Origin of the sequence: Streptomyces sp. NPDC006208 (genome assembly GCF_040613775.1) — a bacterium.
GTDB lineage: Bacteria > Actinomycetota > Actinomycetes > Streptomycetales > Streptomycetaceae > Streptomyces.
In genome coordinates, this window is record NZ_JBEXSW010000021.1 from 124,988 (window position 1) to 138,858 (window position 13,871).

The following is a 13,871-nucleotide window of genomic DNA, read 5'->3' on the forward strand; positions in this document are numbered from 1 at the left end:
GGCTACGACGCGCTGGCCATCTACGCCGGTGTGCCTCGGCCGCGTCGCCACGGTGACTTCCCGCTGCACGAATGGTGGCAACTCCCGGGGAGAGACAGGCGGGTGCAGGGCGGCGAGAGTGAACGCGGGAAGATCACGCAACTGTAGGTCCCCGAATGGCAGGATCGTTGCCACCATGTCCGGAGCTCCTCGGCGTGGTTCGCCAAGAGCGGTGCTCCCAAATCGATCGCACCTGTACCACTGGCCCGGCTACCGTCCTCGTATGGACGAATCGCTCTCGTTCGAGAGCTTCTTTGAAGGCGCTAGGAAGGCTGCGCAGAAGGCCATGGACGACCATGCCCATGGTGAGTACGACGAATTTGCTCTCCACGCTGGCGTCGCCATCGAGCGGCTCGCTAAGGCAGCCCTGGTGTCGAGGAACCCGATCTACATCCTGGAGATGCGGGGCAGCGTCGAGATGCTCTTCCACCTCGGCGGGCACCGTCGTGCGAAGAAGGTCCGCTCGGTGGGCGCGTCCGAGGCGATTGATCGGTGCAGGAAGCTCGACATTCTCGGTGATGACAAGAATCTGGATCTGTTGATCGATCTGCGCAACGGTGTCGCTCACAGCACCACCGGTGACCAGGCTAAAGGCCTGCTCCCAACCCTCGTAGAGACGGTGGAGGCGTTTCAGAAGGACCTCGGCGGCCCTCTAAACGTCTTCTGGGGCCAGTACAACTCCATGGCACGCCTGGCGGTGGACCGGAAGCGCAGCGAGGTCTCGCGGGAGGTCCAAGTCCGTATCCGTCAGGCACGTCACACCTTTAGTAAGCGCTTCGAGGGCCTTCCTGAGGGCAGCAGGGACCAGTTCCTCTCGTCGCAGGGGCAGTTGCTGCGCTACATGATGAGCGCCGACAGAGCAAGACTGCTCGTCAGTTCTTGTGTGAGTTGTCCTTCGTGCACAGGTTGGGCAGACGCGATCTTGAACTTGGTGGAGGAGGAGCGGGCGACCATGTCCCTGGTGCCTGGAGGGGTCGTGTGCTCTCTCTGCGGCCTCGCAATCGATGGCGTTGACGAGATCAAGGCGGCTGATCTCAACCAGGTCGACATCGCCGAAGGGGCAGATCATGTAATGCGGAGCGCCTACAGTCACATGACGGGCGGAGTCCTGATGCGGACGATCAGCGACGGCATCATCCGACTGAATCAGTGGGTTCCCTTGTGGCGTCACGAGATGACACTGCCTGACGGGTCCGTTTTCGGCGATCTCCGATTCTGAACGCCTGTCATGGACTCGTTTAGGGCAATGCTTGGCACTACGTGGCAGAGTCTGTAGCAGGGGGTGATCGTCGACTGACTCGTCACCGCGGCACGCACGACGACGAGCGAGGATGCATCCTATGGAAGTGATCAAAGGTTGCTGAAATCCTCCTAGGTCGGCGCTAGCGGTACGAGGTCTACCGATGTTGACGGAGGGCGCCCCGCATCTACCTGTCCTCCCGATGCTTTCGGCCTCGGCCATGTAGGGGGTTGGGGGCATTGCATTCCTGCCCTTCATGCAGGCGGAAGTCGACGAAGTCCGAGTATCGCGTGCACCGATGGGGCAGGTGTAGCTTGCGCCCGAGCGGCGAGGTCCTCCAGGTAGATCATGGTGAAGTTCCCCTGCCTTGCGCGCTCGCTGTAGACGTATGCGGCGAGCCTTTTCCATGTCTCGGTGATGAGCACGGCATACGAGCCCAGGACGATCCTTTCGTCGACTATGCCGTGAGCCACTAGTTTTCCTGCGTCGTCAAGGAAGAGTGCTACCCGCCGTATGTGCGCCTTTGGCTCGGGTGGTAGGGATAAATAGCCTTCGTCCGGCGGATATTGTCCTGCGAACTCTGACAGTAAGTATTCAATAGAACGTGAAAACTCCGGGTCTCGTGTATCCTTGAACATTTCGATGATGATCGGCAGCACGTTAGAATTATGCGCCAGTAGCAACTGTCGGCGTGCCACGGCGAGCGAGGTTATGAGGGTAGCAATTGACACGAGGAGCACCAGAATATTTAGCGCTAGAGAACTATCCATAACTGGATAGTAATCATGTCTCAACGGTCGTCACCGGCAGATGGGTTTAAACTCATGCCTTCTACGTACGCGTTTCTGCCCCGGTTGTGGACGTCACCACTTGCGCACTGGTGAACACCAGGCGAGCGAGAGACCTAGTGGTCGGCGCGACCTTGGAGTCCAGTAGGAGAGGGTAGCGTTCGAAACCGCGAGGCAGGTGCCGGCGGCGGTCGTGCCAGATCCGTGCCAGATCGAGCGGTCAGCAGCGGTCAATCGGGGTGCGCAGCGGTGCTGATGACGGCAGGTCGGCACCGAGACCTGACGTGGCGGTTGAGCTGCAAGGACAGTTCCGTGATCGCTACCAGGCTTACAAAGCAGATGTCGGCGGTTCGAAACCGTCCGCGCCCACCAGTGAAAAGGCCCCCAGCCGATCATGGCTGGGGGCCTTTGACATCCAGTTTTGACATCAGCGGGCACGGTGACTCGCGGCCGGGCCGCCTCTTGATCAGCCGGTCCATGTGGCTGACAGCTTCGCGCTGAGTGTCCTGGACGACGTGCGTGTAGATGTTCATCGCGGTGGTGAGCAAGGTGGCGCAGCCGTGCCGGGCATCGTGCAGCCGGATGACGCGGAGGCTGGCGGAGTCGGCGACGCGGGTGAACGAGCGCTACAGGTTCCGCGGCGCTCGATGGGCTGCCCGGTGCGTGTCGTGAAGACGTAGCCCGTCTCCTCCCAGCGGTCCCCGGCCACTCTGCGCCTCCGGCGCCGGCGCCGCCCCGTGGGGCCGCAGCGAACTCCGGCCCATGAGTCGAGCCCCGTACAAGAACCAGGCTCGGAACGCTGCCAGAAGCAGCTAGCGGCTGATCGATCGTGCCCCTCTCGTGCCCGTTCGACCGGGAAACAACGGGGAACAACGGTCGCTGGCGGCGGGATCAGCGGCATCGGCCCGGCCTGGGGCCGTTGCCGGCGACGGGGGCGGCTACACCGGTTCGAGAGCCTCGAAGAGGATCAACTGCTGGTGGCCGTGGACTTTGCCGGTGATCTGGTCGAGGTGCTGGCGCAGCCAATATGTATCCGGTTTCGCACGGAGGAGAAGATCGTACGTCGCCAAGTACGCCACCAAGGCGGCCGAGTCGACCGGAAGCCTTGACCGCCGCATCGGGAACCGGGAAGTCCTCGTCCTCCTGGGCGTGCCCGATCACCCCCGGCGTCTCATCGAGGCCTGCCTCGACCTGGCCCCGCTCTACCCCGATCGCAGGCTTGGGGCCTGGGCTCACATGCTCGGCTTCCGCGGCCACTTCTCCACCAAATCCCGCCGCTACTCCACCACCCTCGGCGCACTCCGCCAGATCCGCGCCGACTACCGCGCCGCCCAGGAGAACGACGCGCTCGGCGACCCGGACACGGTGCTGGTCCTTGCCTCCTGGGAGTACGCCGGCCACGGCCACACCCCTGGTGAGTCCGCCCTCGCTGCCTCCATCGCCCGCGACATCCAACTCAACCGCGAGACCGCCCGCGAAGCCCTGCAAGACCAACTCGCCCTGGAAGGGAGCAAGCTGTGAACGACCGTCTTATGACCGTGGCCCAAGCTGCCAAAGTCCTGGGTACGACTGAGCGGTTTCCTCGTCGGCTCATCGCAGAACGTCGCATCGTCTTCGTCAAGGTGGGACGGCATGTCCGCATCGCTGAAAGCGCGTTGGTCGAGTTCATCTCAAACAACACGGTCCAGCCGTTCATCAATCGTTCCCGGTTCGGGGCGGTTGCCTGATGGCGAACACCAAGGGCAAGCGCCGCCGGTTCGGCGCGGTTCGAAAGCTGCCTTCCGGCCGCTTCCAGGCTCGGTATCAAGGCCCTGATGTCCTCTTGCGTTCGGCCCCGGAGACGTTCCCCTCCCAGACCGACGCTGACCGATGGCTGGTACGCAAAGAAGCCGAGATTCTCGATGGCCGGTGGCAGAACCCCGACGAGAAGATCGTGTTCGGTATCTATGCCTCCGCATGGTTCAAGGAGCGGGACTACGCGGCAACGACCCGTGAGCGCAATGGAAGCGCCCTGCGTCTCCACATCCTGCCGACCTTTGGGCATGCCGTTCTGAGCGAGATCACGACCCCGCAGATCCGCCGCTGGCGTGCCGACCTCCTGGAGGCGGGTGTGGGTGAGCCGACGGTCGCCAAGGCGTATCAGATCCTCCGGGCGATCATGAATACGGCCGTGGACGACGGCGTGATTCAGCGGAACCCGTGCCGCATCAAGGGCGCAGGTACGGCGAAGACTGCTGAACGCCCCTTCCTGGAAGTCATGGAGGTCTTTCAGCTGGCCGAAGCCGTGCCTGGCCGTTTCCGCGTGCTGATCCTCCTGGCCGCCTTCACCGGCCTCCGCTTCGGTGAACTGGCCGCGCTCCAGCGACGTGACATCGACCTCAAGGCGGAGGCGACACCGGGCGTGCAACCGTTCGGGATCGGTAAGAGTCTAGCGATCGAAGGGCTGTTCTCCTTGAAGACACCGTCCGTTTGCCCGCGTCCCGACAGAGGTTCTCTCCATGCCGATGCCTCCACACAACCGTCGCGCCTCCCGTGCCGCTGTCGCCGCCCTCGGCGCTGCCGGCCTGATCGCGCTGGCCGCGGCTCCCGCCGCCTTCGGCGATGAAACCGCACCCGAATTGGTCATTGGAGGCATCGAGCCGATCGACGGGGTGAAACCGGGGAGCAGCTTCGATCTGCCGGTCACCGTGGCGAACAAGGGCACCGGGGCCGCCGAGAAGGTGTGGGTCTCCTACTCCGTCACCCGGGGACTCGACTTCGCGGAGATTCCCTCCAACTGCCGAGCACAGCAGGTCCCGTCCTACGACGAGATGCCCGAGAGGTGGATCGCGGTGTGCGCGTTCGACCAGGCGGTGGAGCCGGGCGTCGTCTACACGCCCGAGAAGCCTCTCCGTGTCAAGGCACTGGACCGCGCGCTCAACGACGAGCTGCGCGTGCGTGTCGGGGACGTCGATCCGGGGGCGGACGAGAACGGCACTCCGCCGGTGGCGGGAACCGCACCGGCGGTGGAACTGGTCGAGGGACAGGCCGGGAGCGAGGGGTCCGCGCGATTTGTCGATGTGCCCGTCACCTCCGTCAACACGGCCGACTACCAGGTGACGGGTGCCGCGTTGAAGGGGAGCGTCGGTGACACGGTGACGATGAAGGTGAAGTTCACCAACGCCGGGCCCGCCTGGGTTCTGACCAAGGAGGGGGACCGGCTCGTCAGGGTCATGATCACGCCTCCCGCCGGAACGTCGGTCGTCAAGCCCCACGGGTTCTGCGAGGCCAAGGGTGAGGCGTACGCCTGCGGCACAAGTCAGCGGTCGGTCAATGAGGGCGGCCGAGAGACCTACACCTTCGAGCTGAAGATCGACAAGCGGGTGGCGGACGCCAAGGGCTCGGTGGCGCTGAGCACCGAGGCGCGGCCGTTCGACCCCAACAAGGCCAACGACAAGGCCGACATCACGCTGGACGTCACGGGTGAGGGGTCGACCGGCTCGACGGGCAGCTCGACCAATGGCTCGGACGGCTCGGCCGGCGGGTCGTCGTCGACCGGCGACGACGGGACGACGACGAACGGCGGCAACCTGGCAGAGACCGGCTCCTCGACGCTGCCGATCACGGGCGCGGCCGCCGCGGCGGTGGTCACGGGTGCGGGCACGCTCCTCATCGTGCACCGCCGCCGGGCCAGAGTCTGAGCTACCGTCCGACGCGAGCGGTGGTACCCGACCCGGGCCTCTGGTCCGGGACCTCCGCGCTGCCTTGATCGGTGGCGCCTCAGGCGGTTCCGGGGTTCCGAGCCGGCTTGTTCAAGTCCGGGCGCATCTCCGGCAGGTCGTGCTGGTCGACGAGCCCGGACTGATCGAGGTATTCGGCGACCGTCGACGTCCAGGCCTGCCTTCCGCAGAACCTCAATATGGCCCTCCCACGCCGGCTGCCGCGCGTGCGCCGCGTTGACCCGAGGAAACACGACTACCGGGACGTCGAGGGTGCCCGGCGCTTCGCCTACCTGCGTGAGGGCTTGGTTGTCGGCGATGCCCGTCGCGAGCTTGGCGGCGTAGTTCGCGCTTGCGGGCGCGACGACGTAGCAGTCGGCGACCGGGTGCGGACCTCCCACCGCAAGGTCCGGGCCCGCGTCGAGCACGCCTTCGCGCGGATGAAGGCATGGAAGATCCTTCGTGACTGCCGTCTGAAAGGCGACGGTGTTCACACCGCCATGCTCTGCATCGCCCGGATGCACAACCTCGCCCTCACGGGGTAACTCCCGCCCCATACGAGACCAGAGAGGCCCAGGGGAGGCGGCTCCCCACCTCCCCGGCTCGGAGAACGCTCAGTCGATACAGAACTCGTTGCCCTCGATGTCCAGCATCGGGATGCACGACTCGTTCTCCTCATCGGCATACAGCGTTTGCACGTGGGTGGCGCCGAGCGCGACCAGTCGTGCGCACTCGGCTTCGAGCGTGGCGAGGCGCTCGTCCCCCACGAGCCCGGTGCCGACCCGGACGTCGAGATGCACCCGATTCTTGACGATCTTGCCTTCGGGGATGCGCTGGAAGTACAGGCGCGGGCCCACGCCTGAGGGATCACTACAGGCGAACCATGAACCCTGCTCCTCAGGAGGCAGGGTACGGTTGAAATCGTCCCAGGTGGCGAACCCCTCCGGTGGCGGCGGTACGACATACCCCAACACCTCGCACCAGAAACGAGCGAGGCGCTCAGGTTCTGCGCAGTCAAAGGTGACTTGGAACTTCTTGATCGCTGACATCGGCGCACCGTACCGCGTACCAGGGGGACCCTGCCGCTCATCTCCCCAGACCGATCCACCCGTCACCCGTCGCGCCCTGGGCCGCCTTGGACACCAAGTGACCAAAGCGGGCGGTCCACGAGAACGACGCGACCGTGGCGACGGAGCACCCCAGTGGTTTCCAGGATCCAGTCCTGACCAACCACCTTCATGCCAGGACCAGTTGCGGGTCAATCCTTAGGCTCACCGTTCCGCAGCCCCGTATCGGTCCGTCCCAGGGCCAGCAGTACAGCGAAGAATTACAGCAGTCACACCGACTACCGACAAACCGTGGCTGATCCCTACGGGGCGCGTTTTCGGCTCTGTCGCGGATCTTGTGACGTTTGCTCGGCGGCGAGGTCGGTCGGTCAATTCCGTACCCGGCCTGGTGGCGTGGCTGGAAGGTGGTGGTCGTTGCCCACGTCGGGATCGGCTGCGCCGCGACTGGTGCTGGTGCCGGTGCCGGTGCCGGTGCGGGGTGCGCGGGTCAACAGCGTGTGCTGGACCAGGTGTCGAGTCTGCTCCAACACTCGTTGCGGCTGGTGAGCCGTGTCGTGCCGCCGAAGCACAGTTACTCCCAAGCTCAGGGCGGGTACACGCCATATGCTCAGTGGATGTCTACGGAAGAACCCGGGGTCGTCTGGGCCCTGGAGGGGTTCAGCAAGACGGACGACCTGTTGCGCACCGAGCACCCCATCAGCCGCGAGCAGATCCTTCAGCTTCGCGAAGTGATCAAACCGGACGCTGACGACCCCTGGATGCTGCACTGCTACCCCGTACCGGTCGAGGTGTGGCCGGCAGTAGAGGCGATCCTTCGATGCGGGCCGCCCGACCCCACGCTTGACTGTCTAACGGGGGCCAGCGCCGCGACCGGTGCCGGTGCTGGTGCAGAAGACGACCCGAGCGCAGAGCGGTCTGACGTCCATCGGTGACATCAACAGCGCTGGACAACGGCAGCGTTGAGCGGCTGTCCCACATGGTGGGCGTCGACGGGAGCGGCCGGGCTTCTGTCCTCGGCGGGATGTGGATCTGGTAGCAAAGCGGCGTGCGATCCGGAGTGGCCAACCAACTCGCCCCATCTCGCTCCTCAAAGCGGGTGTCGCAGGTTCGAATCCTGCCGGGAGCGCCGAGAAACGCCTGCTCAGAGGCTCTTTCGTCAGGCGGACGGGAGGGCCTCTGTGCGTGGAAGGCGGGGGAGTGTCGCGCGAGGCCCCACCGCATCCCAACAGCCTTGGCGAGAGCGGGACTCTAAGATCATGGCCCCAACGTCATGGCTCAACCCGCAGGTTCACAGACTCCGACTTGCCGGAAGCCTTCGGGCCATGATCGCTCGCCCCGAAGCAGCTCCTTGCCCCTGTTAGCGGGACGAGTTTCCGAAGTGCCGGAGAATCGAAGGGAGTTGCAGGACCTGGACGCTACGTTGAGGGCATGACCTACGTAGAGGACAAGCCCGAGCCCATCAGGCCGCAGCAGTTCCACGAGACGCCCGGCCTGGCGGATTGGCGGGTAGTAGGCGAGGGGGCATGCGCCTACTACCGCACCGGGGCGTTTGCCGTTGGCGCCCGGCTTGTGCAGGCGATCAGCGAGTTGCCAGGCGTGGGAGACGGGCACCCGGACGTCGACCTGAGGTGTGAGGGCGTGACCGTACGGCTGATCACGATCACGGACGACTACTACGGGCTGACCGCGCGACACGTCGAGCTGGCCCGGCAGATTTCGGCAGTGGCACGCGCCCTGGGCATACCGGCCGACCCGTCTTCGGTGCAGACCGTCCAGGTCACTGTTGACGCCCTCGTCGGTCCCGACGTAGTGCCATTTTGGCGTGCCCTGCTCGGCTACCAGGACCGCGCGAACAGCGGCGAGGACCTGATCGACCCGCACCGCCGCGGGGCACCGTTCTACTTCCAGCAGATGGAGGCACCGCGCCCGCAGCGCAACCGGGTCCACGTCGACGTCTGGGTGCCGTACGACCAGGCCGAGGGACGGATAGCCGCCGCGCTCGCCGCTGGCGGTCGCCTGGTAAATGGTGCCGACGCTCCGTCGAACTGGGTGCTGGCCGACCCCGAGGGGAACGAGGCGTGTGTCGGTGTCGCCGGGCCGCCGCACGTGAGCGAGTAGGTCTCCACGTCCCGCCGAACCGGCAGGAGATCTGTCAAGGGGGAGTCGGTCGGCTGACATCAACGGCTGACACCAACAGGTGCGGACAGCGCCGACCAACACCGAAAGAGCAACGGACGATCAGCCATGGTGACCGGCCGGTTGACCGACGTCGCCGACTCCCCATGATCGACCTGATAAGGATGAGAGTCATTGAGACTCCACCAGCCTCGGAGCACGTCTTGTGCGTCTCTGAGCAACAGCCGGGCGCCGCAACCCTGCTCAGCGGCGACCGTCGGGAGGGCCTTCTCGTTTCACATGGGCGATCACGGCGGAGACGGGGGCGGTCACAGCGAGGCTCCCCACCATGACCATCCCCACGCCGACCATGAAGAGGCCGCTGGAGTCGTCCGACCAGTCGTAATAGGCAGCAACGGTCAGGCCGATCGGGATGCCGAGCACAGCGCCTGCGATGTAGCGCCGGGATGCCGCCCAGTACAGCGGCCCCAGCAGAGTCAGCACCAGCCCGATCACCTGCCACGCCTCGTACGGGCCGGTCGTCGTACCGTCAGGTTGCACGTCACGATGCTGGTCCCAGCCCAGCCAGGCAGCCCAGACCGCTAGTGTCACCACAGCCAGCCCGAGGATCGTCGACAGCTGGAGAACGAGTTTCGGTAGTCGTTGTTGCATGGCTCAACCATTCCGGCTCAGCCCATGACCGACCAGAGCGCAAGTACTCAGCTCTGCCCGAGTACCTCCGCTCTGATATTGGTCGGGCTTCGGAAGCTACGGTCCAGACGCTGCTCAGAGCGCCGCCGGACGGCAACGAACGGGTTGGGCCGATTGAGCGCCGAGCAGCATCCGTGCGACCGCGTTCCGGCTGTTGGCCGGCGGTCCAACCCTGGGCCGTCTGGGCCGTCCGATGTCGCTCGGCCGTGGCCAAGGACGACCAATGACGACCGGTCAGGAACCGTCGACCTGCCCCAGGCGCCGCGAGAGGCCTGGGTACCGCGATGTCCAGCAAGAACCAGGGCAGGGAAGACAGACCTTGAGTCGGCCATTGAGATGTTGAGCGCGGCAGGCATCGTCAGTGGTGCCGCCTGGAGTGCGCGCAGCATCAGCACTGGATCGAACACCCAGGGGTGGGACATGAAGGGGCCCGAGCGGTTCGCACTGCTGCGGATCACCGGCGAGTGCGGCAGCAGTGTCGTGGTCGAGTTGAACGACTCGTACGCCCCGGGCATCCCGGACGTGAAGGGGCATCTCCTGGTTCACAACGACTTCGTGTCCGGCGTCCACGACACCTATGTGGAGCCGAGAGACCTGGCCGGCTGGGCACACGTATTGGACCAGGTCGCCGCGGGGCACGACGCAGTCTGGCGCGGAGCTGGGCGAGTCGCCGAGATCGGCATCCGACTGGACTGGCGGGAGGACGACCACGATCGGATCACGGTCACCATTGCGGACCAGCAGACCACCAGGCCGGCCGTCTCCCTCACCATGGACCGCGGCTGGATCGACGAGCAGCGTGTCCTGCTGGAGAGGCTCCGCGCCGTCTGGGCGCACCTGATCCCCGCGCACTGAGGAGTTGCGGCGGGGCCCACTCGGCCGGACCCAGGGGTGACCACCGACTGGGCGGCAGAGGACCGCCGCGTGCGGGCGGAGGACCGGAGCGCGGCCCGTTTCAGTCGTTGCAGCCGGGGCCGTTGCGTGGGTTGACGCAGCGGTTGATTCCGGGGCCGCCATTGTTGGTGTTCCTGCCGAGTCCGCCGTCCAGGGCGTCGTTGCCTGCGTCACCGAAGAGCCGGTCGTTGTCCTCGTCGCCGTTGAGCCGGTCGTTGCCCCTGCCACCGCGGAGCTCGTCGTCGTGCCTGCCACCGGAGATGGTGTCGTTGCCTTCGTCGCCGAACAGGTCGTCGCCGTCTGCGCCACCGGAGAGGGTGTCGTTGCCGGTGTCGCCGTGGAGGGTGTCGTTGCCTGCGTCACCGAAGAGCCGGTCGTTGTCCTCGTCGCCGTTGAGCCGGTCGTTGCCCCTGCCACCACGGAGCTCGTCGTCGTCCTCGCCACCGGACAGCCAGTCGTTGCCCAGGCCCCCGAGGAGCCGGTCGTTGCCCGAGCCACCGGAAAGCTCGTCGTTGCCCAGTACCCCGCGGAGCTCGTCGTTGCCCGAGCACCCGCGGAGGTCGTCGTTGCCGAGGCCTCCGAAGAGCTGGTCGTTGCCCGAGTCGCCGGACAGCTGGTCGTTGTCGGCGTCACCGTTGAGGGTGTCGTTGCCCGAGCCTCCGCAGATGAGGTCGTTCCCCCCGAGTGCGTAGACCGTGTCGTTGCCTCCGAGTGCGAAGATCACGTCGTTGCCGGGGGTCCCGACGATGATGTCGTTCTTGTTGGTGCCCACGATGGTGGGGGTGGCGTCCTCGCAGATCGAGCTGGTCGAGTGCATGGTCGTCGTCAGTGTTCCCGGTGTGGCGGCCTTGGCCGATTGACTCACGGTTCCCGATGCGGCGGCCGTGGTCGATTGCCTCATGGTTCCCGGTGTGGCGGCCGTCGTGGGGGTGGACCAGACGAACAGTCCTCCGATGACGAGGGCGATGACTGCGGGCAGGGAACGAGCACTGGCGCGGCGTCGGCCGGAGGATGCAGCCGGAGCCGTCATCGGGCGGTCGTCGCCGGAGGGGCGGTGCTCGAACATGGCTCGACTGTCTCCCGAGGTGAGCTGTGCAGCTGTCTCTTTACAGACAGTCACACTCTCGCGCGACCCGCCCGCGCACGAATGAGGCAACGGAATTCATCCACGGGCATTCCTCGCAGGTCACGGCCGGTACAGCGGGCCGCCATGACCACCCCTTCGGCCGCCACCCCAACGGATCCGTCGGGAGAGCACTGGCCTGCCCGGGAGGTGGACCGCCCCGCAGAGGCTACGCGGGTCGGCAGGACGATCGCTCGCGGATCGCGGTCGCGACTCACGACACCGGGCACAAGCTGACAGCCGCCGACTTGGATCTGGCCGCGCGGCCTGGTGCCATCGCTGCGGCCCACCGGTCGACGCCGCTCGACTGAAGCTGAACGCGCCGACGCCCCCTGCTTTGTCTCACTCGGGCAGGGGGCTCCGGCAAAGCCCTTCCGACCTCGACGCCGTTGGTCTCGCACGGTGCGGTGGGACTCATGGCGTCGGACCCGGGCGAGTACGAGAAGGCCGTGGGGGCCATGTGCCCGTCTTGTGACATGCGCAAGTCCCGGGGACGGCGTGCCGCCGGCGTGCCTGCCACTCCGCGGCCAGGTCGGCCGAAGCGGTCGTGGGTCCGGTCAGAAGCCCGCCGCCTCTTCAGTGGCGGCGGTGCCGGAATGTGCAGCTCACAGGGGTGGTACCGCCAACCAGGCGGGGCTTTCGGCCGGTCCGGCACGGTGTCAGGCCCAGGGCGCGGTCCGCCCGCACACTGGTGGCCTCGGAAGCAGGAGGGAGAGACCGTGGACGACCTCAGCCCTCAAGGGGGCCGGAAGGACGCAACCCCGGGCGGTCGCGGCGCCCCTGCTCAGCCGGGAGTCATCGGCATCGGGCTCGCCGCCGTGCTGACAGTCGCACTGGCACAGGGTTCCTGGCAGTGGTTCGCCACATACATCGGACTGACGCTTCTTGCGCTGATCTTCTGCTTCTATCGCCTGCCGGCGTGGACGCCTGGCCTCCGCTCTGCGTACGTCGCAAACCTGGCGGCATATTCGCTCGTTGTGGGCCTGTGCGTCGCGATCACGCTGGCTCCGATGCTGCAGCGCTGGGCGTGGTTGTTTCCGATGCCAGGCACCCGCCGCGGGTGTCATGAGCTGGGCAGGTACGAGAGCGTACGCGTGGAGGAATCACTGGCGAACCCTGCCGGTCGCGAGAGTTCCGTCCTCGCTTTCGCACAGGACATCCACCGCCATGCCGCCGTTGCCGACTGCCTGGCAGCCACTACAACCCTGTGGCTGCCGGTGTATGCGCTCGGGGTGGCCGTACTGGTGGGCCTGGGCACGTGGTTCTTCGACCGAGCTCGGGCGCAGAGGGACACAGGGCGCACGTGACGTCGACCGCGTAGCGCCGGCCCCGTCCCCGCGTTCCACGAACAGCGTTGCCCAGGCTGCCAAGCAGTGCTGCCGGCCCGGTACGGCAGCTGTCTGACCGGCGGCTGCCTGGTGAGGCGGTCCGTCAGGCTGCCCGGGAATTCGCATCCTCGATGCTCGGAAGCGCCGACAGAACGGCGCTGAGCTGTATGGAGTCCTTGCACGTCGCCTTGCGGCACCTGCTCGCAGAGGCGGGATCGGGTCCGTGACCCTACGGTGGTCTGAGAGCGCCGTCGAGTGGGGGAGGCGGTCCGGAGGAGGCCGTGATCCGGAGGAGGCCATGATGGAGGAGCATTTCGTCTGGATGACAACGCGCCGCATCAAGCCGGGAATGCTGGAGGACTTCGAGAGGGCATGGCGGCCGGCCTCCCACCCTGAGGGCATGCGCCGCGCCTACGCGTACTGGTCCGAGGACGGGCAGGAGATCATCGGGGTTTCGTTCTGGGAATCCAAGGAAGCGTGCGACGCCTGGAGATCCTCGGAGGCAGAGGCGCGGCGGCGGGAAGCCATGGCTCCGTGCATCGTCGGGGAGCAGGAAGCGTTCTACCGTGGCCGCGAACTTGTCGTCCCGTCGCGTTCCTGAACGTGGATGCGTGGGGTCGGGCCGCTGAAGGATCCAGTGAGACCGGATGAGGGCATGCCGACCCATGGGAAAGGCTCCTCTGGTCCGCGTAACGGATCTCGGTGACGGTGACGAGGGTTCGTGACCAGGGGCTCACGTCATGATGGTCGATGCGCGCTTGCCCTCAGTCCTAAGAAGCCGTTGCCATACCGATCATGGGGTCTGTCGATCGAACGGGAGTCTCGATCGGGTGATCGCGGGCCTGCCCGGCATGAGAGCAGGGCCTGG

At 66.1% G+C, this 13,871-nt stretch carries 14 protein-coding genes and 4 pseudogenes; 11 read left to right on the top strand and 7 right to left on the bottom strand.

Annotation, left to right across the window (positions count from 1 at the left end; all coding sequences use genetic code 11):
• Positions 1–262 precede the first annotated feature (262 nt).
• A complete protein-coding gene (locus tag ABZ208_RS19170) occupies positions 263–1,258 on the top strand; it encodes a hypothetical protein (RefSeq protein WP_356910630.1) in 996 nt (331 codons plus the stop codon).
• A gap of 275 nt (positions 1,259–1,533) precedes the next feature.
• Here the strand turns inward: ABZ208_RS19170 and ABZ208_RS19175 are convergent, their stop codons facing one another.
• The 3 genes and pseudogenes from ABZ208_RS19175 to ABZ208_RS19185 all read right to left on the bottom strand — a co-directional run bounded on the left by ABZ208_RS19175 (position 1,534) and on the right by ABZ208_RS19185 (position 3,137).
• The gene (locus tag ABZ208_RS19175) at positions 1,534–1,938 is read right to left on the bottom strand and encodes a hypothetical protein (protein WP_356910631.1); all 405 of its coding nucleotides are present in this window, start codon (positions 1,936–1,938) and stop codon (positions 1,534–1,536) included.
• Between the two features lie 521 nt (positions 1,939–2,459).
• Positions 2,460–2,773: pseudogene (locus tag ABZ208_RS19180) on the bottom strand (hypothetical protein); the annotation flags it as partial.
• A 232-nt stretch (positions 2,774–3,005) separates the two neighbouring features.
• Positions 3,006–3,137: a hypothetical protein gene (locus ABZ208_RS19185; protein WP_356910653.1), complete on the bottom strand. Its 132-nt coding sequence runs from the start codon at positions 3,135–3,137 to the stop codon at positions 3,006–3,008.
• Between ABZ208_RS19185 and ABZ208_RS19190 the strand changes: the two are divergent.
• The 4 genes and pseudogenes from ABZ208_RS19190 to ABZ208_RS19205 form a co-directional block, all read left to right on the top strand.
• Positions 3,124–3,588, top strand: a pseudogene (locus tag ABZ208_RS19190) (replication initiator); the annotation flags it as partial. The gene ABZ208_RS19185 and the pseudogene ABZ208_RS19190 overlap by 14 nt on opposite strands.
• Positions 3,585–3,794: an excisionase family DNA-binding protein gene (locus ABZ208_RS19195; RefSeq protein WP_356910632.1), complete on the top strand. Its 210-nt coding sequence runs from the start codon at positions 3,585–3,587 to the stop codon at positions 3,792–3,794. The pseudogene ABZ208_RS19190 and the gene ABZ208_RS19195, both read left to right, overlap by 4 nt.
• Complete coding sequence (locus tag ABZ208_RS19200) at positions 3,794–4,672, top strand: hypothetical protein (protein ID WP_356910633.1); 879 nt, start codon at positions 3,794–3,796, stop codon at positions 4,670–4,672. The genes ABZ208_RS19195 and ABZ208_RS19200 overlap by 1 nt, the downstream gene beginning before the upstream one ends.
• Positions 4,566–5,747 (top strand): hypothetical protein, encoded by a 1,182-nt coding sequence (locus ABZ208_RS19205; protein WP_356910634.1) that lies wholly within the window; start codon positions 4,566–4,568, stop codon positions 5,745–5,747. Before ABZ208_RS19200 ends, ABZ208_RS19205 begins: the two co-directional genes overlap by 107 nt.
• A 266-nt stretch (positions 5,748–6,013) precedes the next feature.
• Here the strand turns inward: ABZ208_RS19205 and ABZ208_RS19210 are convergent.
• Positions 6,014–6,193, bottom strand: a pseudogene (locus ABZ208_RS19210) (flavoprotein); the annotation flags it as partial.
• Between ABZ208_RS19210 and ABZ208_RS19215 the strand changes: the two are divergent.
• Positions 6,161–6,310: pseudogene (locus ABZ208_RS19215) on the top strand (transposase); the annotation flags it as partial. The pseudogenes ABZ208_RS19210 and ABZ208_RS19215 sit on opposite strands and share 33 nt — an antisense overlap.
• Before the next feature lie 69 nt (positions 6,311–6,379).
• On the opposite strand, the gene ABZ208_RS19220 reads toward ABZ208_RS19215, so the two are convergent.
• On the bottom strand, positions 6,380–6,814 hold the full coding sequence (locus ABZ208_RS19220) for a VOC family protein (RefSeq protein ID WP_356910636.1): 435 nt from the start codon (positions 6,812–6,814) through the stop codon (positions 6,380–6,382).
• A gap of 632 nt (positions 6,815–7,446) precedes the next feature.
• Between ABZ208_RS19220 and ABZ208_RS19225 the strand changes: the two genes are divergently transcribed.
• Together ABZ208_RS19225 and ABZ208_RS19230 are read left to right on the top strand one after the other, a co-directional pair.
• Complete coding sequence (locus tag ABZ208_RS19225; RefSeq protein ID WP_356910637.1) at positions 7,447–7,764, top strand: hypothetical protein; 318 nt, start codon at positions 7,447–7,449, stop codon at positions 7,762–7,764.
• 496 nt (positions 7,765–8,260) lie between these two features.
• A complete protein-coding gene (locus ABZ208_RS19230) occupies positions 8,261–8,950 on the top strand; it encodes a VOC family protein (protein WP_356910638.1) in 690 nt (229 codons plus the stop codon).
• A gap of 261 nt (positions 8,951–9,211) precedes the next feature.
• Here ABZ208_RS19230 and ABZ208_RS19235 read toward each other — a convergent pair whose 3' ends face one another.
• Complete coding sequence (locus tag ABZ208_RS19235) at positions 9,212–9,619, bottom strand: hypothetical protein (protein ID WP_356910639.1); 408 nt, start codon at positions 9,617–9,619, stop codon at positions 9,212–9,214.
• Positions 9,620–10,078: 459 nt separating this feature from the next.
• Between ABZ208_RS19235 and ABZ208_RS19240 the strand changes: the two genes are divergently transcribed.
• Complete coding sequence (locus tag ABZ208_RS19240; RefSeq protein WP_356910640.1) at positions 10,079–10,513, top strand: DUF5959 family protein; 435 nt, start codon at positions 10,079–10,081, stop codon at positions 10,511–10,513.
• Positions 10,514–10,613: 100 nt separating this feature from the next.
• On the opposite strand, the gene ABZ208_RS19245 is transcribed toward ABZ208_RS19240, so the two are convergent.
• Positions 10,614–11,618 carry a calcium-binding protein gene (locus ABZ208_RS19245; protein ID WP_356910641.1) on the bottom strand — a complete coding sequence of 335 codons (1,005 nt, stop codon included), beginning with the start codon at positions 11,616–11,618 and terminating at the stop codon, positions 10,614–10,616.
• Between the two features lie 776 nt (positions 11,619–12,394).
• On the opposite strand from ABZ208_RS19245, the gene ABZ208_RS19250 reads away from it, so the two are divergent.
• Both ABZ208_RS19250 and ABZ208_RS19255 read left to right on the top strand, forming a co-directional pair.
• A complete protein-coding gene (locus tag ABZ208_RS19250) occupies positions 12,395–12,982 on the top strand; it encodes a hypothetical protein (RefSeq protein ID WP_356910642.1) in 588 nt (195 codons plus the stop codon).
• Between the two features lie 319 nt (positions 12,983–13,301).
• Complete coding sequence (locus ABZ208_RS19255) at positions 13,302–13,604, top strand: antibiotic biosynthesis monooxygenase (RefSeq protein WP_356910643.1); 303 nt, start codon at positions 13,302–13,304, stop codon at positions 13,602–13,604.
• Positions 13,605–13,871: the final 267 nt, after the last annotated feature.